Raw genomic sequence first — 22,091 nt, 5'->3', positions numbered from 1 at the left:
TTTATCGAAGGATTGACGGCAATGTCACTCGGTCTCCGCAGGGACCTCCATGCGGCGGACCACCTTGATGACGTGGCGCGTCGGCAATACGTTGTCCAGCAATTGCTGAACAGAGGCTTGCCAAGTCAGCGTCGGCATTCCCTCGGACTTCGGGTGAGTGCCTTGCCGATACAGCTCGAGCCAGTGTGTCACGGCCTGCGCCAACGCTTCGCCACTGTTGCCATGGAAATAATCAGCATGGCTCAGCGCTACCTCACGGAACACGGGCAAATCCCGCGCCAATATAGGCAGATGCTTGCGCCCCGCCTCGATCAGCGGCAACCCGAAGCCTTCTCCTTCCGACGCTGCAAGCAAACAACTGCAAGCGCCATAGACTTGCTCCAGGTATTCATCACTGATGCTCTCCAGCCAGAATAGCCGCTTTCCAAGCTCGGGATGCGCGCGCAGTCGTGCGACCAGCTTCTCGACCAGCCACCCGGATTTGCCGACGATCACCAGATTGACCGCAGTACCTTGTTGCCAGAGCTGCTCAAAAGCGGTCAGCGCCTGTGCATGCCCTTTACGCGGCTCGACCGTCCCTACCATCAGGAAGCTGGGAGCCGCGCGCAGCGCCTTGAGTACACGAGGTGCATCGCTCGGCATGCCGGTACTCGGTCGGGAATTCTGTACATCCGCGCCGTAATGGAACCAGCCGACCTCGAGCGCGCGCTCGCGCTGGGGATGATGCTCCCGCAACCACTGCGTGAATTCGTCCGCCACCGTCCGGGAGCCGCACACGACACCGTCGTAACGGGAGACCGTATTCAGCCATTTCTCGAACAGTTCCCCGCTGCCCGGCGCAAAGTAGCTGGGCATCTGTACGCACAAGAGGTCGTACACGACAAACTCGATGCGAACGCCCTGGCGCCACATTTCATCCAGAAATGGTTCCTGAACGCCGATGCCGTACGGGTTTAGATCGAGACCCAAAAAGACATCGCCCGCCTGAAAATCAATGGGATCTTCCTGCACCGCGCCGGGATCACCCTGCCCCAGGAATCGCGACCGCAAGCGCTTCGCGTAAAAGTACCCCGTGCGATCGTGCGTCGAGTAGACCGGCCACACCTCGAAGTCTTTCGGCGGATCCTGGAGCAGTTCGCTCAGAATACTCCGCACGACCCGTTGAATTCCGGTCCGCGCGTCATGGCTGACCAGCTCCGACACATCGACAAACAGCGCACGACGCGTTCGCGTGGGCAAGCTGAGCGCTATGCCCTGCGCGACTTGAGCCAGTTCGTCTTCATTGCATTGACGCACCAAAGGCGCGAGGGCCTGGAACAACTTCTTGCGCGTCGACTTGACGCTCGGACGCGCCGGTGCCGTCGGCACCGCCGCACCGTTCTGGGCCAGCAGCTCACGGCAGCGGGCAAACACTTCGTCCACCGTGATGTCATCGAGACAAAAGAAGTTGTGCGGGCAATCGCGTCGCGCCGGAATGTGGCAGGGCGAGCACGCTGCCTCATTATGCAAGACATAGCTGTTGCCGAACACCGGCGCCCATTCGTGCGCGGTTTCCAGCCCGCCATAGACCCCCAGCGCCGTCACGCCCAGATAGGCCGCCATGTGCGCACCACCGGAATTGTTGGCGACGCATAGCTGGTGGCCGGCGAGATGCCGCATCAGTTCGGGGATGCTGAGGCCCGCTTGAATCACCACTTTATCAATGCCGTCGAAGCTGAAACGCTGGGCTTCTTTTTCGCTGGCAAAGAAAACGCTGACGAGTTCGACCGCGGGATCCGCAGCCAGCCGGCGTGCCAATTCATGGAATCGCGCGACAGGCCATTCCTTGGCATCGCCACCGGCGTAGGGAAACAGCGCAACCGCACGAGTATGCTGCTGCAAAGGGGTGGCGATCGGCGGCAAAACCACATAGTCCGACGGATGAGCCGGCAGTGCGTCGACCAGAGCCAGCATCTGCTCGCTGATCGAAATGCGATTCAGCGGCGTTTCCACGAACGGCAGATCCTGATACGTGGGCAGTGCGATGTCGAGCTTGGCATCGATGGCCGGATCGAGGCTGCCATAGCCGACCTTGAGGCCCGCGTCGACTTGTGCCAGGACGAACCGCGTATCAGGCTGTCGCCTGAAATCGATAGCGAGGTCGTAGAAACCCAGTTGCTTCACGAATTCGGTCAACGACCCATCGGACAGTTCTGCCTGCAACGACGATTTGCGCTTGAAGTAGTCGAGCGTCAACACCCGGTCAAAGAATGGCAGCGTCTGAGCCAACGCCTGATTCCAGCTACCCACCACGACATCGATACTGGCCTTCGGGTATCGCGCGCGCAGACGGGAAATAGCCGGCACCGCCAGCAGCAGATCGCCCATGTGATCCAGCTTGAGCAGCAGGATCCTGTTGATTTTCGGCTCGAACAGTGTGGTGCGCTCGAAGGTCACGGGCCGTGCCGCCCGGAACTCACGGGTGCGCTCGAAGGGCGCGATGGCCTGCAACACGAGCTTGGCGCTGCGATCCCACGAAAATGCCTGCGCCTGAATCCTGGCGTTCTCCAGCAGCCGTGCACGCAGGCCCTCGTCAGTCAGCGCCTGATGCATCTTGGCGCTGATGGCCGGCACCGACTGCGGATCAAACAGCGCCTCGGGGCTGCCCATGACCTCCGGAAGACTGGCGGCGTCGGCGGCAATCACCACCGCGCCGCATGCCATCGCTTCGAGCGGTGGCAAGCCGAAACCTTCGTGCAGAGAAGGGAAGACGAACAGCTGGCACGTACTGAACAACGCCAGCAGCTCTTCATCAGAGATGTAATCGCTGAACAACAGCTCGTCGGCACGTAGGCCGGCGCGTTGCGCATGTGCACGAAGCGCGCTCACTTCCGACTGCGGCATTCGACCGACAAACAGGAGCTGATGGTGGTGGCGCGACGTATCAGGCAAATGGGCGAACGCCTCGATCAGCCGTGGGAGATTCTTGCGAGCATCGGCTCCCCCCGTGTACATGATGAAAGGTCGCGTTACCCCCAGTCGCCGCTTCAGGGTTGCGAGCGAGTCTGCATCGGGCACGACGCGGGTAAACATTTCATCGCACGCGCCCGACACATTGGTCACCTTCTCGGCCGAAAAGGGCAATGCACCCAATGCCTCCTGCCGGGCACTTTCCGAGATCGCAAGAAGATGGCGTGCACGCTTCAGGTTCTCGATGCGGTCAGCATAATAGCCGCGATAAACGGGGTTCGTCCGGTATTGCTCGTCCGGGTTGATCAGCGGAATCAGGTCGTAAAGGATGACCGCGGTCGGCAGCGGCTCACCGAGTGCCCCAATGCTGATGATCGCGTCGTCCCCCAGCCCCTCGAACAGACTGGTGACCAGCACGATATCGGGATCGAGCGTTTCCAGAAACGCCTCACGCACCCGTTCGGCAATGGCGCGACGCGACGCATTGTTTGCGTCGATCCAGCGCATCGGCCCCGGCGCCTGCCAGACCCGAATCCGTTCCTGCGGCACCAGCCCTCGAAATGCGTCACGGATTGGCCCGATGGTCTCGGGGAAAAGCCCGCTGAGCGCCAGGTACACTTCATGGTCGCCCGCGTTGCGGGCAATGGCAAGCGCCAAGGAAAGGGAATAGCGCCCGATGCCCCGGAAGCGGCTCTCGGTTTGCGCTCCCTGCATGTCAATAACGATTCGCATGGTTGTCCTACTTTACTTGGCTACCGACGCCCGCGAGGCCGTCTCGATCCCGGAACAATCCGGCGCTGCAGTGCATCGCGGTGCGCGGACGGAAAATGGCCGTCCAGCAGGCACCCTCGAGTGGTAAAAGCGGCGCTGAACCTTGCTCCCGGTTCGTTCAATCAGAGAACTACCGTCAAACAAGCCTTCGAAACTCGTGCGGCTCACAACGTCGAGCCGGCGGCATTGCACCATCAAGCGACGAGGCGGCGCGCTCCACGGATGACCTGAAAAGCCGAGCCGCTCGCGAAACAGGCCTACACCGGCGTCGTAACCCGGGACCACCCGTCGCGGCATGCCCGCTTCGCACGACCGGCGCAGGCCCTGCTTCCATTCAACACCACGCAAGGTCATTGATCACGCACCGTGCCGACCTTCCGAACGACACGGGCGGTCGGGTAGCCGTCGTGGAATGCGAGCGCGGCAACGCGGCCTCCGCGAGCGCTTACCGCGTCACGGCCCACGATGTCATTCACGTCGTAATCACCGCCCTTCACGAGAACGTCGGGTTCGAGCGATTCGATCAATTGCAACGGCGTCGGCGCGTCGAACTCCACGACGTAATCCACTGCTGCCAGGCCGGCCAGCACTTCGGCGCGATCGGCGACGGAATTGCCCGCGCCCCCGGAACCGTCGAGTTCGTGCACCGAAGCATCGGAATTGAGCGCCACGACCAGAATGTCGCCCTGCGCACGCGCTTCATTGAGGAAGCGAATATGGCCAGGGTTCAGCGTGTCGAAACGGCCGTTGGTGAACACGATGACTTCCCCTCGCTGCCGATGCGTCAGCAGCAGCTTCCCGAGTGTGTCCTCATCCACCAGCTTCGGAGCACGCTGGCGTGACGGATTCAGTTGATCGCGAACTTCGTCCGCCGTGACCACATAGGTGCCGGAATGCGACACAGCGATGCCCGCCGCCACATTGGCGATATGCACCGACTCGGATACCGGCGTACCGCGGGCCAGCGCCAGTGCGAGTGCCGAGAGCACGGTATCGCCGGCGCCCGAAACGTCGAAGACATCGCGTGCGTGCGTGGGAATGCTGCCCTGATGGCCGTCCGTGCTCACATAGACCATGCCCTTCGCGCCACGGGTCACGACGAGATGCCGCAAGTTCAGCTCCGTCAACGCGTGACGTGCCCGTTCCAGCAGTTCCTCTTCGGACGTGTAGTCGCCGAACAGCCCGATGAACTCGGAATTGTTCGGCTTGAGCAAGGTCGCGCCGCGATAGAACGCGGGATCAGTCCGTTTCGGATCGACCAGCGTGGGAACATTCAATGCCGCGGCCGCCGCCAGAAATTCCGGCAGGTGGTCCAGCGTACCCTTCGCATAATCGGAAAACACGATCAGGTCATGGTCGGGTGCGACCCGCTTGAATTCTTCGAGCAGCAACGCCTGCGTATGTGCCGTCGGCCGCACATCGCGATCCACCCGGGCGATCTGCTGCGTGCCCGCCATCAAGCGGGTCTTTTGCGTCGTGCCGCCCTCAGGGTCCGACACGAATCGCGTCTGTACACCGTATTCCTGCAAGCACTTTTGAAGTTCGATTGACGCGCTGTCGTGACCGACCACCGCCAGCAGTGTCGCGTCCCCGCCCATGGCACTGACGTTGGCGGCGACGTTCGCCGCGCCGCCTGGCCGATTCTCGTCGCGACCGACCGCCAGAACGGGAACCGGTGCCTCAGGAGAAATGCGAGAGACGCTGCCAATGACGTAGCGGTCAAGCATGATGTCGCCAACCACCAGGATTCGTGGTCCGATTGCGTTAGCGCGCTGGGGTTTATGCATGGGGGATGTTGTTTCCAAAGCAGCACTTACCATTGTTACCGGCACACTGTTCGCGTGCGCGGCAGTTCCATCTATTCGGTTACGCGCATCGTCACCGGGATTCGGACGCACGCGCGGCGGCCCGAAGCGCGTCGAGCACCTCACGGGCCGACTCGGGCAACGCGCGTTGAGACGCAGGAGAACCGACTGCAGCGCTGGCCGACTGTGTCACGACGGCGCGCAGTCGACGGTCCAGCGCCGGACTCATCCGCACCAACCTGAGGGCCGCGCGCTTCAATGCCGGCCGCTTCGCCAGTTCAGCCGCCCCGATCTTGAGTACGCCCTTGATTCGCGCCTTGATGCCGGGCAGCAACCTGCGTTCACGGATTGCAGAGGTCAATCTGCGCAGCGGAAAGCCGACCATGCGCACGGGCTTCGACACACGCCACGACGTGCTGTGCAGCACGGCATGCAGCAGCTCATTCGCCTGCCGGGCCTGCGCTTCGGCGTGTTGCGCCCGCGCCTCCGCCGCGCCGAGCTGGTTCTCCGCATGCTGGCGCAGCGCCTCTGCGTGCTGGCGCAACTCCTCCGCATGCCGACACCGCTCGTCTGCAAGCTGGAGCCGGTCTTCGGTCACCTGCCTTTGCCCTGCATCCAGATCAGCTTCGACGGACTGAAGCCGCGCCTCGGCCTGTTGTAGCTGCACGTCGAGCGCACGACACAGTTCGTCCAGCCGCTCGACGCCGGCCTCGGCTTTTTCCACCCGGAGTCGGACGGACTCGGTTCGCGCTTCGTAACGGTCAGCCAGCCGCTCCAGCGACAAGCCATACTCAGCCGCGAACACCTGAGCAAACTTCTCCTTGATGTCCGGATCGGCCGCCTTCTGCGCAATGACCGCATAGTCGGGGCTTGCACCGCGTATCACCTCGAGCAGAGACACCGAATGATCAGGATTACGCAACGCCGGCGATTCCTGCAACCCGAGCGTCTTCACCGTCTCGAATCCACCGTGCTCGACCACGAAAGACAACAGCAGCGACGGAATCGGCTTCTGATGCGTGGGATCCAGGTGGAAGTTGTTGGTCGCGACGGCGATATTTTCCGGATTCGGCGTTTCGAGGATCAGCAAGCCGCCGGGCCGCAATACCCGTAACGCCTCGGAAACGACCGTCTGCAACTGCTCGAAGCTAATGTGTTCGACGACGTGGAAAGCCGACACGACGACCTGGCTCTCGGATTCCAGCGTCTTCAGATAGGCCACCGCATCGCCCTGCGTCGCGGGCAGGCCACGCTCCTCGCACGCTTGCAGCATGCCGGCGTCCAGGTCGACGCCGAAAGGCGTCAACCCTTGTTCGGCCATCAACTCCAGCCACTCGCCACGACCACATCCGAGGTCGAACGTGCGGCCCCCCGGATAGATCGATGCCAGCGGTTCGACGAACGGCAAATACTGCCTGCGGATGCGCTTGATGAGGTCCCGGGGCGCGTAATAGCGCTCTTCGAATGCCCGGTAGAAATTGTCGCTCACGACACCACCTTCGCCTGTGTCGGCATCCACGTCATCCCGACGAATTCGCTCTCGTTGCCGTTCACCATGCTGAATGTAAGGGCGTGATCCCTCCACTCGAAATTGTTCTGCATGTGCGTGCTGCCCGTATGCAGCGCCACGGCAACCGAATAGCTGCCCGGCCCGATGTTCGCCGGAAATTCGAAATCGACCGTCGCCTTCGCCCCGGCAGCCACGTCGCCGATCTCGGACTTGAGATTGTGCGTGTTCGTGCCAAAGACGGTCTGCCCCAATCTGTCCTTGATCATGAAGCCCATGACCAGATCCTGCACGGACTCACGACACTCGGCGGATATCCGCAGCTTCACCGGCTGCCCGACATGAGCGACTTCGATCGGTCTGCCATCTCGATTCAGCAACGTAACCTGATCGATCGTGACTTCGCCCGTGCCGGAAATGGTCTGGACCTTGCCGGTCTCGAGCACTTCCTGACGGACCTGCTGATCCTGGTGGTCCGCCAGCATCGCGTTGTAGTAGTCCATGACCGCCTCGGGCGTTCCTTCCATCTCCAGCCGCCCGGCATTCAACAGGATCGCGCGATCGCAGATGGCCTGAATCGCGGCCTTGTCGTGCGCGACGATCAACAACGTCGTGCCCTGCTTGCGAAACTCGCGGATGCGATCGAAACTCTTGTGCTGGAAATAGGCGTCACCGACCGAGAGCGCCTCGTCGACAATCAGGATGTCCGGACGACGAGCCGTCGCGACACTGAACGCGAGACGCACCTGCATCCCGCTCGAATAAACGCGCACCGGCTGGTCGATGTATTCGCCGATTTCGGCGAACGCCTCGATTTCCGGCATCAACGCGACGATCTCTTCGACGCTGTAACCGAGCAGCTGCCCTGCCATCATCACGTTCTGGCGCCCGGTGAAGTCCGCATGGAACCCCATTCCCAGCTCGAGCAATGCTGCGATCTGGCCAGTCCGCGTCACGCTGCCGACGGTCGGCTGCGTGGTGCCGACGATCATTTTCAACAGGGTGCTTTTGCCGGCGCCGTTAATGCCGACAATACCCAGCGCCTCGCCGGAGCGAACCGAGAAATTGACGTCACGCTGCACCCAGTGCAGCGTGTGATGAGGCTTGCGACGCGGATCCAGCCACTCGATAAGACGCGACCACCGCGTTGGATACTGCTTGTACGCCTTGCCAAGATTGGTAACGGTAATGGTGCCCATCAGAGTTCATCCACCATTTCACCCGCATGCTTGCGGAACAAACTGAAGCCGGCCAGACACAGCACGATGCTCAATACGAGCGGATACAACAGCGTCGACCAGTCCGGCCACACGTGTTGGACCATCGTGACCTGGAACGCTTCGATTACGGGCGCCATCGGGTTGAAGCGCAACGCCTCTTGTGCAGACTTCGACAAGATGTTGGCCGCATAGACGACCGGCGTCAGCCAGAACCAGAAATTCAGCACGATCCCGAAGAACTGCCCGACGTCGCGAAAAAACACGTTCAACACGCCGAGCGTGATACCCAGTCCGATCGCAAATAACGTCATCAGGGTCAACACGGGAATGATGGCGAAATAGGTCAAACCGGGGAAATTACCCGTCATCACCAGGAACACCGTGAACAACCCGAACACAATCGCGAAATTGACCATCGCGTTGATCACGACGATGATCGGCAGGCACAACCGCGGAAAGCTCAGCTTTTTGAGCAGGTTCGCATTGTTGACGAATGTGTTCTGGCCATTGCTGACGATTTCGACAAACATGCCCCACGGCAACACACCGGCGCACAGGTGGATGCTGTACGCAAACGTGCTGTCCACCCCGGGCAAGCGGGCATGCATCACGCGCGAAAAGATCACCGTGTACACGACGATCATCGCAAGCGGATTGAGCACGGTCCACGCCGCGCCGAGCAGGGAATTACGGTACTTGGACTGGAATTCCCGTTTGACGCTGCCCAGAATGAAACCGCGATAGGACCAAAGGATTTTCAACATCCCTAGCATCACGCCCGCCCGTAAACGTCCTGGAAGCGAACGATGTCGTCTTCCCCGAGATACTCGCCGCTTTGTACCTCGATCATCACGAGATCCAGCACACCCGGGTTCTCGAGTCGGTGCTTGTGGCCGGCAGGAATGTAAGTGGACTCATTGGTGCGCACGAAGATTTCCTGATCTCCGTTCACGACCTTGGCCATCCCGGACACGACAATCCAGTGCTCGCTTCGGTGATGGTGCATTTGCAGACTCAGGCTGGCGCCCGGCTTGACCTCGATGCGCTTGATCTTGAAGCGGGGCCCCTCTTCCAGCACGGTGTAGGTCCCCCAGGGACGACTCACGGTGCGATGCAGCTTGTACGCTTCGTGATTCTGCTTCTTGAGGCGAGCCACGACCCGCTTCACGTCCTGTGCGCAATCGGGATGGGCAACCAGGAGCGCATCCGGCGTATCGATAATCATCAGATCAGCGACGCCCACGGCCGCGACCACGCGGTCCTGGCTCTGCACATAGGTATTCCGGCTGTCGATGAAGATGGCTTCGCCGATAGCGCGATTACTCTCCGCGTCCGGCGAAACCAGATCACGAACCGCGCCCCACGAACCGATATCGCTCCAACCGAAACTGGACGGCACGACCGCCACGTTCGTCGAGCGCTCCATCACTGCGTAGTCGATCGAGATATCGGGCATCTTTGCGAAAGACTCCGCGGGAATCTCGAGCATCTGCTCCGACGTATTGTTCGCCTTCAGCGCCGACCAGCACGCCTCGGCTGCCGTCGCGACGTCCGGCGCATAGCGCGCCATTTCGTCCAGAATGACCCCTGCCTTGAAGCAGAACATCCCGGAATTCCACAGATAGTTGCCCGCGGCAAGATATTCGGCCGCCTTGTCGGCATCCGGCTTTTCGACGAAACGCAGCGCGGCCCGACCTGCGCCGATCGTCTCGCCGGCCTCGATGTAACCGAAGCCTGTATCCGCGCGGGTCGGCACGATGCCGAACGTCACCAGCTTGTCCTGATTCGCCAGTTCGACGGCACTCGCGACCGCGGCGGAAAATCCCTGCTGATCCTGAACCAGATGATCGGCCGCGAGAATCAGCATCAGCGCATCGCGCCCGTACTTTTCCGCGACGTGATGGGCCGCCATTGCGACCGCGGGTGCGGTGTTGCGACCGGCAGGTTCAAGCATGAATGCGCCGGACAGAGATTCGCCAAGCTTCACGCCTGCGAACTCGTCCTTGCTCATGAAGTAGTAGTCGCGATTGGTGACCGTGAGGATCTCCCGCTGCTGCGACCCCGTACCACCGCCGACCACGGCTGCCGCGCGGCGATAGGTTTTCAGGAGCAGGCTCTCGCCGTCGGCAAGCTTCATGAATGGTTTCGGGTGCCCTTCACGGGAGACCGGCCAAAGTCGTGTGCCTGCGCCACCAGACAGGATGACGGGGATCAATATCACTTTCACTCCAGATTTGGTTTTCCAACCGCGAAAGGACGGCTTTCAGCGCCTTTCGCCGTTTGATTCAACAGTCCGTCAGCAAAAAATATCGGCCGCTGAGGCCAACTTAGTTGGGACAGAATTATAGCCGACGCACCCTACTCGCCCAGGCAGAGCCTCAGTGCATCGTCCCATGCCGGCATCGTCACGCCGAACGTCCGCGCCAGTTTTTCCAGCGCCATCCGCGAATTCGCCGGGCGCTTCGCTGGAACCGGATACTCGCTCGCCGGAATCGGCAATACCTTCGGCGCAAGCTCGCCCATCGCGTGCTCAAGAATCGCCTGCGCGAAGCCGTGCCACGACGTCGCGCCGGACGACGTGAAGTGATAGACGCCGGAACGCTTCGCCCACCAATCGGCAACGTCATCCGCGGCGGCTTGCTGCGCGATGATGTGCGAGGTGACGACGGCGATCGTCCGGGCCCAGGTCGGCGCACCAACCTGATCAGACACGACGCGCAACTCCGGCCGCTCCTTGCCGAGCTTCAGCATCGTCAGGAGGAAGTTCTTCCCGCGCCGCCCGTACACCCAGCTCGTCCGGAGAATCAGATGCGCACACCCCGTCGCCGCGATCGCCTGCTCACCCTCAAGCTTGGTCGCGCCGTAAGCATTCACGGGATTCGTCGCGTCGGTTTCCGTATACGCGCCCGCTTTCGTGCCATCAAACACGTAATCGGTCGAATAATGAATCAGCGCGCCGCCGGTGCGCGCCATCTCCTCGGCGAAGATGCGCGGCACGTCTGCATTCAGGCGCCGCGCGGCATCGACTTCGCTCTCGGCCTTGTCCACCGCCGTATAAGCCGCCGGATTCACGATGAGGGATGGCTTCAGCTCCCGTACGAACGCGCGCACTCGATCGAGATCCGAAAGATCGAGCGTCGACCGATCGCACGGCACCACGCGCCCGAGCCCTTGGAGCGACCGCAGCAATTCGAACCCGACCTGGCCGTTCACGCCAGTCACGAGGATCGTCGGTTCAGGACGCACGCCACCTTCACGCATAGACTTCCGCCTCGCTCAAACGCTTGCCCGCCGCGTCCTTCGGAGCCAAGACCGGTGCCGCATCGATCGGCCACTCGATCCCGATTTCGGGATCGTCCCACACGATGCAGCGCTCGTGCTCCGGATACCAGTAGTCGGTCGTCTTGTACAGGAACTGCGCGGCCTCCGACAACACGACGAAGCCGTGCGCGAAGCCGGGCGGCACCCAGAGCTGGCGATGATTGTCCGCCGACAGCGTCACGCCGACCCACTTGCCGAAGTTCGGCGAACTGCGCCGGATGTCGACGGCAACGTCGAATACCTCGCCTTCCACCACACGCACGAGCTTCCCCTGCGCATGCTGAACCTGATAGTGCAACCCGCGCAGCACGCCCTTCGCCGAACGCGAGTGGTTGTCCTGCACGAATTCGATGCCGGGCCCGATATGCTCGGCGAATTCCCGCCCGTTGAAGCTTTCGTAGAAATACCCGCGCGCATCCCCGAACACCTTCGGCTCGATGAGCTTGACGTCGGGCAGCGCCGTTGCCGTTACTTGGATTGCCATGCGACCTGACTCGTGAGAAGGCTCGTGAGGTATTGACCGTAGGCGTTCTTCGACAATGGCTCGGCCAGTTTCTGTACCTGTTCCGCATCGATCCAGTTGCGGCGGTATGCGATCTCCTCGGGGCAAGCGACCATGAGACCCTGACGCTTCTGAAGGGTCGCAATGAAAGTGGCCGCCTCGATCAGCGAATCATGCGTGCCGGTGTCGAGCCATGCGTAGCCGCGCCCCATGATCTCGACATTCAGCGCGCCCGCAGCGAGATAGCGCGAATTGACGTCGGTGATTTCCAGCTCGCCCCGCGGCGACGGCTTGATGTCCGCCGCGATATCGCACACGCGATTGTCGTAAAAGTACAGGCCCGTGACCGCATAGTGCGAACGCGGTTTCACCGGCTTTTCCTCGATCGACACGGCACGGAAGTCCTGGTCGAATTCGACGACGCCGTAACGCTCCGGATCGTGCACGTGATAGGCGAACACCGTCGCGCCCGCATCCTGCGCGTCCGCGCGCTCGAGCTGCTTCGCCAGGTCGTGACCATAGAAGATGTTGTCGCCAAGGATCAGCGCCGACGGATCCCGGCCAACAAATTCCCTGCCGATGATGAATGCCTGCGCAAGGCCGTCCGGCGACGGCTGCACGGCGTACTGGATATTCATTCCCCACTGGCTGCCGTCGCCGAGCATGGCTTCGAAGCGCGGCGTGTCCTGCGGCGTCGAGATGATCAGGACGTCGCGAATGCCCGCGACCATCAGCGTCGAGAGCGGGTAATAGATCATCGGCTTGTCGTAGACCGGCAGCAGCTGCTTCGAGACCGCATGCGTGATCGGATACAGACGCGTGCCGGAACCGCCGGCGAGAATGATGCCCTTACGTGCCATCGATGAACTCCTCAAGCCCGTGCTGCGTAGTTGGTTTCAACCCACTTGCGGTATTCACCCGAGGCCACTTCGTCGACCCACACCTGGTTGTCGAGATACCACGCGACCGTCTTCGCCAGACCGGTCTCGAACGTCTCCGCAGGCTTCCAGCCGAGCTCGCGCTCGAGCTTGCGCGCATCGATCGCATAACGCCGATCATGGCCGGGACGGTCCGTCACATAGGTGATCTGGTCGCGGTACGAACCCGCTGCCTTCGGGCGCGCCTGATCCAGCAAATCGCACAGCGTATGCACGACCTCGAGGTTCTTCTTCTCGTTCCAGCCGCCGACGTTGTAAGTCTCGCCGGGCACGCCGCGCGCGAGCACTTCACGAATCGCGCTGCAGTGGTCGCCGACGTACAACCAGTCGCGCACGTTCTGCCCGTCACCGTAGACAGGCAACGGCTTGCCGGCGAGCGCATTGGCAATCATCAGCGGAATGAGCTTCTCGGGAAACTGGTACGGACCGTAGTTGTTCGAGCAGTTCGTGGTGAGCGTGGGCAGGCCATACGTATGATGATAGGCGCGCACCAGATGATCGGAGCCCGCCTTGGTCGCCGAATACGGGCTGTTGGGCGCGTACGGCGTGGTTTCCGAAAACTGCGGATCGGTGGCAGACAGCGAGCCGAACACTTCATCCGTCGATACGTGCAGAAAACGAAAGGCCGACCGGTCGGCTTCGTTCAGACCGTTCCAGTATGTCCGTGCGGCTTCGAGCAGCGTGAACGTGCCCACCACATTGGTCTGAACAAACTCCGCGGGCCCGTGAATCGAGCGATCGACATGGCTTTCAGCGGCGAAATGCAGGACAGCGCGGGGCTGGTATTCGGCGAACAGCGCGTCGAGCGCAGCGCGATCGCAGATGTCGGCGCGTACGAACACGTGTTTCGGGCTCCCGTCCAGCGACTGCAGCGTGCGAAGGTTGCCAGCGTAGGTCAGCTTATCGACATTGAGCACGGCCTCGTCGGATTGACGCAGCCAGTCGAGTACAAAATTTGCGCCGATAAAACCCGCGCCACCCGTCACCAGGATCATGAGGCTCCCTTTAGTCGTCCGCGGCAGGCCTCGAGCACGAGCCGCCCTCATTTCGAACAGCGACAACGTCAAGGTGCGCGTCGCTCAAGGCGGGCATTCTAACTTCTCACCGTGACCGTCAAAGTCATGAAATGCTAATTTTGTCGAGGAAGCGGCAATTATAGGAAGCAAGTGGCTTCAAAATCCATGGTGCTAACAACTTGAAACAGTGACCCCATACTCGCCGACACGAGTGGAATTATGTTTTAAATCAACCTGTTAAGATGGAACAAAGTTGTGCCCGGGCGTATTGTGGCGCCCGCGCCATTTTCCAATCAGCGTCAAGACTTGCAATATCCACCTCTCATGCCGCCCACCCCCATCGCCATCGGCGACATCCAAGGCTGTCATTCCGCTTTCCACTCTCTACTGGAAAAGCTTTCCTCCCCCGCCGACACCCCGCTATGGATAGCCGGTGACGTCGTCAACCGCGGCCCCGAGTCCCTCGCCGCGCTGCGTGCGCTGGTGGATCTCGGCCCGCGCGCGACCGTCGTGCTCGGCAACCACGACCTCCACCTTCTCGCGGTTTCCGCAGGCATCCGCACCGAACGCCCGGGCGACACCATCGGCGAAATCCTGGACGCGCCGGACGCCGACGCGCTGCTCGAATGGGTCCGTCATCGCCCGTTCGCGCATTTCGAACACGGGATGCTGCTCGTGCACGCGGGTGTGCTGCCGCAATGGGACACGTCGCTCGCGCTCGAACTCGCCGATGAATTGCAGCGCGCGCTGCGCGCCCCCGACTGGCGCGACACGCTTCAAGGCCTGTACGGCAACGAACCGAACCAATGGAGTCCGAACCTGAAGAAACGCGACCGGATGCGCGTCGCGTTCAACGCGTTCACGCGCATGCGCTTCTGCACGCCCGACGGCGCGATGGACTTCAAGGCCAACGGCGGCCCCGACAGCGCGCCGCCCGGCTACTTGCCCTGGTTCGACGCGCCGGGCCGCCGCACTGAAGACGTGACGCTCGTGTTCGGCCACTGGGCCGCGCTCGGCCTGATGCTGCGCGACGACGTCGTCGCGCTCGACTCGGGATGCGTGTGGGGAAACCAGCTGTCGGCCGTGCGACTGACGGCCGACCCGGCACAGCGTACGGTCACGCAGGTGCAATGCGAAGCGTGCCGCACGCAGGGCGGCGAATAGCCCGCACGCGACACGCGCGGGCGAAAGAACATCACCCCTCGCGCCCAGGCATCGGCTCCTCGGCCGCCGCCTCACCCGCCGCCCCCGCGCCGACTTCGGTTGCCGGATACGCATGCCGCTCGAGTTCCGCCAGCGACTCGGGCGACGGCTTGCCGACCTTCGCCTGCAGCGTCTCGAGCGCGGCCGCGATCGCGTCGCGCGCCGCCGCGGAGGTCGCGCGGCGGTCACCGCCCGGCGGGATCGGCTCGCACACGTACAGGTGCGCGACGAGCGGGCCGCCGCGCAACACCATGTCGAGCGACTTCCCGAGCGACAGCTCGCCCGTGTAGGCCGGCGCGACCGACTGCCGCCGCTGCGCGTCCTCGTACATCAGGCAGACCGGCTGCACCGCGCAGCCGGCCGACACCGCGGCCTGGAACAGATTCGCATGGAACGGCAGCAGCGCCTGCCCGTCCGACGTGGTGCCCTCCGGAAACACGCACATCAGCCCGCCGTTGCGCAGGCGCTCGGCCATCTCGTGCATGATCCGCATCGCCTCGGTACGCTTCTCGCGCTGCAGGAACACGGTATCGAGCTTCTCCGCGAGCCAGCCGACGACCGGCCACTGCCGCACCTCGGCCTTCGACACGAACGGCGTCGGCCGCCACGCGTTGATCGCATAGATGTCGATCCACGACACGTGATTGCCGACCACGAGCGCGCTCGCGTCGAGCCGCGCGCCGTCGTTGTGGACGACGAGACGCATCCCGCAGATGCGCAGCATCTTGATGGACCAGCGGCGCGTCATCTCGGCGCGGCGCGCGGGCGTGACATGCGAAAAGCGCAGCGCGACGATCGTCATGCCGCGCAGCAGATGAAAGACGAGACGCAGCTTGCGAAGAGCGGTCATGGCGAGGATCCGGCGTGGTTCAGTGGCGCTCGAACGCGACCTGCCCCGCCACGAGCGTCGCGCGCACGCAGGCCGGCAGTTCGTAGCCGAGGAACGGCGAGTTGTGCCCCTGGCTCTTCAGCGCACGCGGTTCGACGCGCCAGTGCGCGCGCGGGTCGAATACGCACAGGTCGGCCGCAGCGCCTTCGGCCACGCGGCCGGCCGGCAGTTGCAGCACGTCGGCCGGCGCGGCCGTGATGCGGCGCAGCGCCTGCGCAAGCGGCGTGTTCGTTTCATCGGCCCACTTCACCGTGAGCGACAGCAGCAGTTCAAGCCCCGTCGCACCGGGCGTCGCTTCGGCGAACGGCAGCAGCTTCTCGTCGTCGTCGACCGGCGTGTGATCGGAGCAGATCGCGTCGATCGTGCCGTCGGCGAGGGCTGCGCGGATCGCTTCGCGATCGCGCTCGCCGCGCAGCGGCGGGTCGAGCCGGAACTGCGAATCGAAGTAGCCGATGTCGATGTCGATCAGGTGCAGGTGATTCACGCCGACGTCGCACGTCACGGGCAGCCCCTCGGCCTTCGCCTCGCGCACGAGCGCAAGGCCGGCCGCCGACGACAGGCGCGCGAGGTGCACGCGCGCGCCTGTCACCCGCATCAGTTCAAAGATCGTGTGCAGCGCGATCGTCTCGGCCGCGACCGGCACGCCGGACAGCCCGAGCCGCGACGCGAGCGCGCCGCTCGCGGCCACGCCGCCACGGCCGATGAACGCGTCGAGCGGACGCAGCCACGTCGTGTAGCCGTAGGTGCTCGCGTACTGCAGCGCGCGCAGCAGCACCTGCGTGTCGCGCACCGGCACGTTCGCGTGCGTGAAGCCGACGCACCCCGATTCGGTCAGCGCGACCATCTCGGTGATCACCTCGCCCTTCAGGCCGACGGTGAGCGCGCCGAGCGGATGGACGTTCGCCTGGTGCAGGTTGCGCGCGCGGAACTTGAGCATCTCGACGAGGCCCGGCTCGTCGAGCACGGGGTCGGTGTCCGGCGGGCACACGAGGGTCGTGACGCCGCCGGCGACGGCCGCGGCCATCTCGGACGCGAGCGTCGCCTTGTGCTCGTAGCCGGGCTCGCGCAGCCGCGCGCACAGGTCGACGAGGCCGGGGGCGACGATCAGGCCAGACGCGTCGATCGTCTTCTCCGCGTTGAAACCGGCCGGCGTGGTGCCGAGCGCGGCGATCTTGCCGTCCGCGACGAATACGTCGGCCTGCCGCTCGGTGCCGGCGACCGGATCGATCAGCGTGCCGCCTTGGATATGAATCTTCATGCGCTGTCTGTGAATGCGTTGATTGCGTTGAATGCCTGGATCAGGATGCGCGAAAGCGGGCTCAGTCGCTGTTGCCGGCGACGATGCCCATCACCGCCATCCGCACGGCGATGCCGAACGTGACCTGGTTGAGGATCACCGACTGCGGACCGTCGGCAACCTGCGAGTCGATCTCGACGCCGCGGTTCATCGGGCCCGGGTGCATCACGATCGCGTCGGGCGCGGCGAGCGCGAGGCGCTCGGGCGTCAGGCCCCAGGTCTTGAAGTACTCCTGCGCGGACGGCAGCAGCGCGCCGCTCATCCGCTCGTTCTGCAGGCGCAGCATGATGATCACGTCGACGCCCTTCAGCCCTTCGTCGAGGTTGTTGAACACCTTCACGCCCATCTGCTCGAGACCGCCCGGCAGCAGCGTGCGCGGGCCGATCGCACGCACTTCCGGCACGCCGAGCGTGGTGAGCGCGTGGATGTCCGAGCGCGCGACGCGCGAATGCAGGATGTCGCCGACGATCGCCACGCGCAGCTTCGTGAAGTCGCGCTTGTAGTGGCGGATCGTGTACATGTCGAGCAGGCCCTGCGTCGGGTGCGCATGGCGGCCGTCGCCGGCGTTGATCACGTGCACGTGCGGCGCGCAATGCTCGGCGATCAGGTACGGCGCGCCGCTCGATGCGTGACGCACGACGAACAGGTCGGCATGCATCGCCGACAGGTTGTTGATCGTGTCGAGCAACGACTCGCCCTTGCTCGTCGACGACGCGTTGATGTTCAGGTTCAGCACGTCGGCCGACAGGCGCGTCGCGGCGATCTCGAAGGTCGTGCGCGTGCGCGTCGAATTCTCGAAGAACAGGTTGAACACCGACTTGCCGCGCAGCAGCGGCACCTTCTTCACCTCGCGGTCCGTCACGCTGACGAACTGCTCGGCCGTATCGAGAATGTGATTGACGATCGAGCGCGGCAGGCCCTCGATCGACAGCAGGTGTTTCAGCTCGCCGTTTTTCGTGAGCTGCGGGTTGCCCTTCAGGAAACCGTAGCGGAACCGCTCGGGGCTCGCGGCCGCGGCGGGATTGCCGGTGCGGCCAGTGGTGTCGGTGGTCATGGTGTGCGTGATTCCAACTATGCAAACGGGCCGCGGCGCGAACCGGCGGCCCGGGATACGGTTTCGCGGTTCGCTCAGGCGCCGTGCGCCTCGATGCGCAGCGTGAGCTGGGCGGCTTCGTCGCGCGCGAGCACGAGCGTCGCGTCGGCCGGCACGTCGAGCGTGCCGCCCGCGAAGCGCGCGGCGACCGGCAGCTCACGGCCGCCGCGATCGGCGAGCACCGCCAGCTCGACCGCGGCCGGACGGCCGTAGTCGAACAGTTCGTTGAGCGCGGCGCGCACGGTGCGGCCGGTGTACAGCACGTCGTCGACGAGCACGATGCGCGCGCCGCCGACCTCGAACGGCAGCGACGTCGGACTGGCCTGGCTGTGCAGCCCCTTTTTCGCGTAGTCGTCGCGGTGCAGCGCGACGTTCACGACGCCGAACGCCGGCGCGCCGAGATCGCGCGCGAGGCGCTCGGCGAGCCACGCGCCGCCGCTGTAGATGCCGGCGAGCCGCGGGCCGCCAGGCTCGGCGAAGGCCGTGCCGTATGCGTCGCGAATCTGCTCGAGCAGGACGCGGTAGAGCGCGTCGGCGTCAATGGTGCTCATGGTCGGACAATTGATCGAGATACTGTTGAAGGATCACGCGCGCGGCCTCGGCATCGAGCATCTCGGCGCGGGCGCGCCCGCGCACGTTGCGCTCGCGCAGCCCGGCCTCGGCCTCGACCGACGAATAGCGTTCGTCGACCCACGTGACGGGCAGCCCGAAGCGGCCGTTCAGCTGGTTGCCGAAGCGCTTCGCCTGCTGCGTCATTTCGTGCGGCGTGCCGTCCGGATGCATCGGCAGGCCGACGACGAGCGCGTCCGGCCGCCATTCGGCCAGCAGGTCGCCGACCGCCTTGAAGCGGTGTTCGCGGTTCAGGTTGGGAATCACGACGAGCGCGCGGGCCGAGCGCGTCAGCGCATTGCCGATTGCGACCCCGATCCGCTTCTCGCCGTAGTCGAACCCCAGCAGCGTCGCATCGCGCGCACTCGCGCCACTCATGCGTGCCCTGCTTCGCCGGACAGCATCGACGAGCTGACACCGAGCAGGCCGAGCGCGGCTTCGAAACGCTCCTCGGCCGGCGTGTCGAACACGATGCGCGGATCGGCGGCGACCGTCAGCCAGCCGTTGCGGGAAATTTCTTCCTCGAGCTGCCCGGCGCCCCAGCCTGCATGGCCGAGCGTCAGCAGGAAGCGCTTCGGGCCGGTGCCCGTCGCGACCGCCTCGAGCACGTCCTTCGACGTCGTCATCTCGAGCCCGCCCTCGACCGACATGGACGAGTTGTAGTTCGCGCCCTCGACCGGCTCGTGCAGCACGAAGCCACGCTCGGTCTGCACCGGGCCGCCGAAGTACACGGGAATGTGCAGCAGCGGCTCGATGTCGAGCTTCAGGTCGATGCGGTTGAACAGCGATTCGAGGTCGATGTCGGTGGGACGATTGATGACGAGGCCGAGCGCTCCGCGCTCGCTGTGATCGCAAAGATAGACCACCGTTCCTGAAAACGTGGGATCGGCCATGTTGGGCATGGCAATCAGGAACTGGTTGGTGAGATTGATGCGATCGGAAGGCTTTGACATGGTTTGAATTTTAGCAAAGACGCCGCGACCTGACCGGGCCGCGATCAACAAGCAACGCCGCGCGACGCTGGCAACGACGCACGCGGATCACACGGCACTCTAACACGCGCGCGGGCGCTGTCGGCAGCGTGTTGCCGGCCCGCGCGACAAGGGCTGCCGGCGTGTACGCGCCCCGTTGCGCGTCAGGTCCGGCCGAGCGCCTCGCCGAGCGCGCCGGACACCGCGGTCAGGTCCGGCGGCGCCACCCCCGCGGCGATCTTCAGCAGCGCGCCGCGCAGCAGGTCGGACGCGCGGCGGTGCGCACCGAGCCCGTCGCCGGCGAGCGGCACGCCGTGCGCGGCACGGCGCCACGCCAGCCCGAGCGTATCGGCCAGCAGCGCCGCGTGGCCGAGCCCCAGCGCGCACGCGGCCGTACCGACCCGATAGGCGGCCGCGGACGCGCGCCATGCGGCCCCCGCATCGGCCGCGGCCGGATCGAGCGCGAGTTCGGCCATCGACGCATCGGCGGTCTGCAGGAAATCCTCGTACGCATGCGCGTTGACGGTCACGACCCCGAGCATGCGGGTGGGCGCCACCGCGACCGCGTCCTGCTCGGCCTGCGCGGCGCCGGCTTCCCACAGCGCCTCGGACGCGGGCGTGCCGGCGACGTGCCAGTCCACGGTCAGTCCATAGTCGTGCAGCACGTCGACGAGCGCGACATCCTCCGCCGCCGCGCCGAATAGCGCGAAATCGCGCCATAGCAATGCGACCGTCTCGCGCACGAGCGCCGGCGGCGCATGGCGCCTGCCCTGCGCATGCTCGCCGAGCAGCAGGTTGGTCCGGGCGAGGAAACGTTTCAGTTCGGGCGCGTTGGTGGCGCGCAGCGCGCGCAGGCACGCGGCGGCGAGCCGCCAGAAGTCGTACGGGCCGTCGGCGGCCAGCGCGGTCACGATCGCATCGAGCTCGTCGAGCGCCGCGTCCGGCGTGCCGTTCGACGAGCCGTTGGCAGTGCGGAGTACGCCGAGCAGCGCCTGCTCGTAGCGGGCCCGCGCCCGGCTCGCGAACGCGTCGGACATCGGCCACAGCGTCGCCGGCGGCACTGCGCGCCCGACGAGGGCCAGCACGTCGAGCGGCACGCTCGCGTGCAGGTCGGCCGCGCCTTGGGCACGCAGCGCACGGAAGTGGTCGAACAGGAGCGGCGAGCAGGCCAGCTCGCGCAGATTGTGGCGCCCGACCGCCGCGCGGAAATCGCGCAGCGCGATGCGCCAGCCAGCGGAAGTCGGTTCGGCGGCGGCGAGCGGCGCCGCGGCGGCGAGTTGTCCCGCGAAACGGGCGGCCGGCAGCCAGCCGGCCTCCGCCAGCACGGCGGCGGCGGCCGACAGCGGCGCGGCCGCGTCGTCGCGACGCTCGAAGGCGTCGGCGGCCGCCGCGAGCCACGCGTCGGCCGCGCGCACGGCCCCGCCACGCGGGTTGGGCAGTGCGTCAGGGAGGGGAACGTTCGCCGGATCGGACGTCATGGACACGCGCGCCTGTCATCGTCTAGTCGCTCGCGCCGGCCGCGGCGCGCAAGCGCCGGGCAACCGCGAGGCCGCGAGCGGTGTGTCCGTGGGCCGAGGGTCCGATCAGATCTGGACCATCTCGAAGTCTTCCTTGCGGGCACCGCATTCGGGGCACGTCCAGTTGATGGGGACGTCTTCCCAGCGCGTGCCCGGGGCGATGCCCTCTTCGGGCAGTCCGGCTTCTTCGTCATAAATCCAGCCACAAATCAGGCACATCCAGCTCTTGTATTCCATCTTAAGCCGCGTCGGGGAAAAGTCGGTAAATTCGGGAGCCATGATGGTACCGTGTCGGGGCCGGACTGCCTAGCAATCGCACTGGAGTACAGCGACTACGTTGCGTTGGGCTAAAAAATCCGTCGTGCGGGCCGGATTTCCGCCGCATAATGCCTAAAAAGTGCGGCCTGCCGGGGCAACACCGGGCCAAACCGCCCCCTTCGCCTCGCCGTCCGCAATTCCGTCGCTTCCCCGTTTTTTCTTGCC

The 22,091-nt window shown here is 64.4% G+C and carries 19 protein-coding genes; 1 reads left to right on the top strand and 18 read right to left on the bottom strand.

The features are described 5' to 3' along the window. Positions 1-24: 24 nt before the first annotated feature. The 10 genes from ACP26O_RS04065 to rfbB all read right to left on the bottom strand — a co-directional run bounded on the left by ACP26O_RS04065 (position 25) and on the right by rfbB (position 14,008). On the bottom strand, positions 25-3,681 hold the full coding sequence (locus ACP26O_RS04065) for a glycosyltransferase (protein WP_175664135.1): 3,657 nt from the start codon (positions 3,679-3,681) through the stop codon (positions 25-27). A gap of 389 nt (positions 3,682-4,070) precedes the next feature. After that, the gene (locus tag ACP26O_RS04060) at positions 4,071-5,447 is read right to left on the bottom strand and encodes a PfkB family carbohydrate kinase (RefSeq protein WP_244098986.1); all 1,377 of its coding nucleotides are present in this window, start codon (positions 5,445-5,447) and stop codon (positions 4,071-4,073) included. A gap of 151 nt (positions 5,448-5,598) precedes the next feature. After that, entirely contained in the window at positions 5,599-7,014 is a 1,416-nt protein-coding gene (locus tag ACP26O_RS04055; RefSeq protein ID WP_175664137.1) for a class I SAM-dependent methyltransferase, read from the bottom strand. Beyond that, a complete protein-coding gene (locus tag ACP26O_RS04050; protein ID WP_175664138.1) occupies positions 7,011-8,231 on the bottom strand; it encodes an ABC transporter ATP-binding protein in 1,221 nt (406 codons plus the stop codon). Before ACP26O_RS04050 ends, ACP26O_RS04055 begins: the two co-directional genes overlap by 4 nt. Continuing rightward, positions 8,231-9,025 carry an ABC transporter permease gene (locus ACP26O_RS04045; RefSeq protein WP_126228789.1) on the bottom strand — a complete coding sequence of 265 codons (795 nt, stop codon included), beginning with the start codon at positions 9,023-9,025 and terminating at the stop codon, positions 8,231-8,233. Before ACP26O_RS04045 ends, ACP26O_RS04050 begins: the two co-directional genes overlap by 1 nt. After that, positions 9,025-10,470, bottom strand: coding sequence for a mannose-1-phosphate guanylyltransferase/mannose-6-phosphate isomerase (locus tag ACP26O_RS04040; RefSeq protein WP_043173195.1), 1,446 nt, complete (start codon positions 10,468-10,470; stop codon positions 9,025-9,027). Before ACP26O_RS04040 ends, ACP26O_RS04045 begins: the two co-directional genes overlap by 1 nt. 140 nt (positions 10,471-10,610) lie before the next feature. Next, complete coding sequence (gene rfbD, locus ACP26O_RS04035) at positions 10,611-11,513, bottom strand: dTDP-4-dehydrorhamnose reductase (RefSeq protein ID WP_175664139.1); 903 nt, start codon at positions 11,511-11,513, stop codon at positions 10,611-10,613. Then, entirely contained in the window at positions 11,506-12,057 is a 552-nt protein-coding gene (rfbC, locus tag ACP26O_RS04030) for a dTDP-4-dehydrorhamnose 3,5-epimerase (protein WP_175660934.1), read from the bottom strand. Before rfbC ends, rfbD begins: the two co-directional genes overlap by 8 nt. Next, positions 12,042-12,935 (bottom strand): glucose-1-phosphate thymidylyltransferase RfbA, encoded by an 894-nt coding sequence (gene rfbA, locus ACP26O_RS04025; RefSeq protein ID WP_138848164.1) that lies wholly within the window; start codon positions 12,933-12,935, stop codon positions 12,042-12,044. Before rfbA ends, rfbC begins: the two co-directional genes overlap by 16 nt. 11 nt (positions 12,936-12,946) lie before the next feature. Continuing rightward, the gene (gene rfbB / locus ACP26O_RS04020; RefSeq protein ID WP_175664140.1) at positions 12,947-14,008 is read right to left on the bottom strand and encodes a dTDP-glucose 4,6-dehydratase; all 1,062 of its coding nucleotides are present in this window, start codon (positions 14,006-14,008) and stop codon (positions 12,947-12,949) included. Positions 14,009-14,353: 345 nt separating this feature from the next. Here rfbB and ACP26O_RS04015 point away from each other — a divergent pair, with 345 nt between their 5' ends. Continuing rightward, entirely contained in the window at positions 14,354-15,193 is an 840-nt protein-coding gene (locus tag ACP26O_RS04015) for a symmetrical bis(5'-nucleosyl)-tetraphosphatase (RefSeq protein ID WP_175664141.1), read from the top strand. A gap of 31 nt (positions 15,194-15,224) precedes the next feature. Here ACP26O_RS04015 and ACP26O_RS04010 read toward each other — a convergent pair whose 3' ends face one another. From ACP26O_RS04010 to ACP26O_RS03975, 8 genes are all read right to left on the bottom strand, one after another. Continuing rightward, entirely contained in the window at positions 15,225-16,082 is an 858-nt protein-coding gene (locus ACP26O_RS04010; protein ID WP_175664142.1) for a lysophospholipid acyltransferase family protein, read from the bottom strand. Positions 16,083-16,101: 19 nt separating this feature from the next. Further along, positions 16,102-17,379, bottom strand: coding sequence for a dihydroorotase (locus ACP26O_RS04005; protein ID WP_175656152.1), 1,278 nt, complete (start codon positions 17,377-17,379; stop codon positions 16,102-16,104). A gap of 61 nt (positions 17,380-17,440) precedes the next feature. Next, positions 17,441-18,472 (bottom strand): aspartate carbamoyltransferase catalytic subunit, encoded by a 1,032-nt coding sequence (locus ACP26O_RS04000; RefSeq protein WP_006751103.1) that lies wholly within the window; start codon positions 18,470-18,472, stop codon positions 17,441-17,443. Positions 18,473-18,546: 74 nt separating this feature from the next. Next, positions 18,547-19,062 (bottom strand): bifunctional pyr operon transcriptional regulator/uracil phosphoribosyltransferase PyrR, encoded by a 516-nt coding sequence (gene pyrR / locus ACP26O_RS03995; protein WP_175664143.1) that lies wholly within the window; start codon positions 19,060-19,062, stop codon positions 18,547-18,549. Continuing rightward, positions 19,049-19,498: a Holliday junction resolvase RuvX gene (ruvX, locus tag ACP26O_RS03990; protein WP_011656118.1), complete on the bottom strand. Its 450-nt coding sequence runs from the start codon at positions 19,496-19,498 to the stop codon at positions 19,049-19,051. The genes pyrR and ruvX overlap by 14 nt, the downstream gene beginning before the upstream one ends. Continuing rightward, positions 19,495-20,073 carry a YqgE/AlgH family protein gene (locus tag ACP26O_RS03985; RefSeq protein WP_006751106.1) on the bottom strand — a complete coding sequence of 193 codons (579 nt, stop codon included), beginning with the start codon at positions 20,071-20,073 and terminating at the stop codon, positions 19,495-19,497. Before ACP26O_RS03985 ends, ruvX begins: the two co-directional genes overlap by 4 nt. Positions 20,074-20,255: 182 nt before the next feature. Then, positions 20,256-21,569, bottom strand: a complete 1,314-nt coding sequence (locus tag ACP26O_RS03980) for a hypothetical protein (RefSeq protein WP_175664144.1) — start codon at positions 21,567-21,569, stop codon at positions 20,256-20,258. Between the two features lie 105 nt (positions 21,570-21,674). After that, the gene (locus ACP26O_RS03975) at positions 21,675-21,845 is read right to left on the bottom strand and encodes a rubredoxin (protein ID WP_004186709.1); all 171 of its coding nucleotides are present in this window, start codon (positions 21,843-21,845) and stop codon (positions 21,675-21,677) included. Positions 21,846-22,091: the final 246 nt, after the last annotated feature.

Source organism: Burkholderia sp. R-40 (genome assembly GCF_049942845.1).
Lineage (GTDB): Bacteria > Pseudomonadota > Gammaproteobacteria > Burkholderiales > Burkholderiaceae > Burkholderia > Burkholderia ambifaria.
The sequence above is the reverse complement of the archived record's forward strand: the minus strand, read 5'-3'. Positions and strand labels throughout refer to the sequence as shown.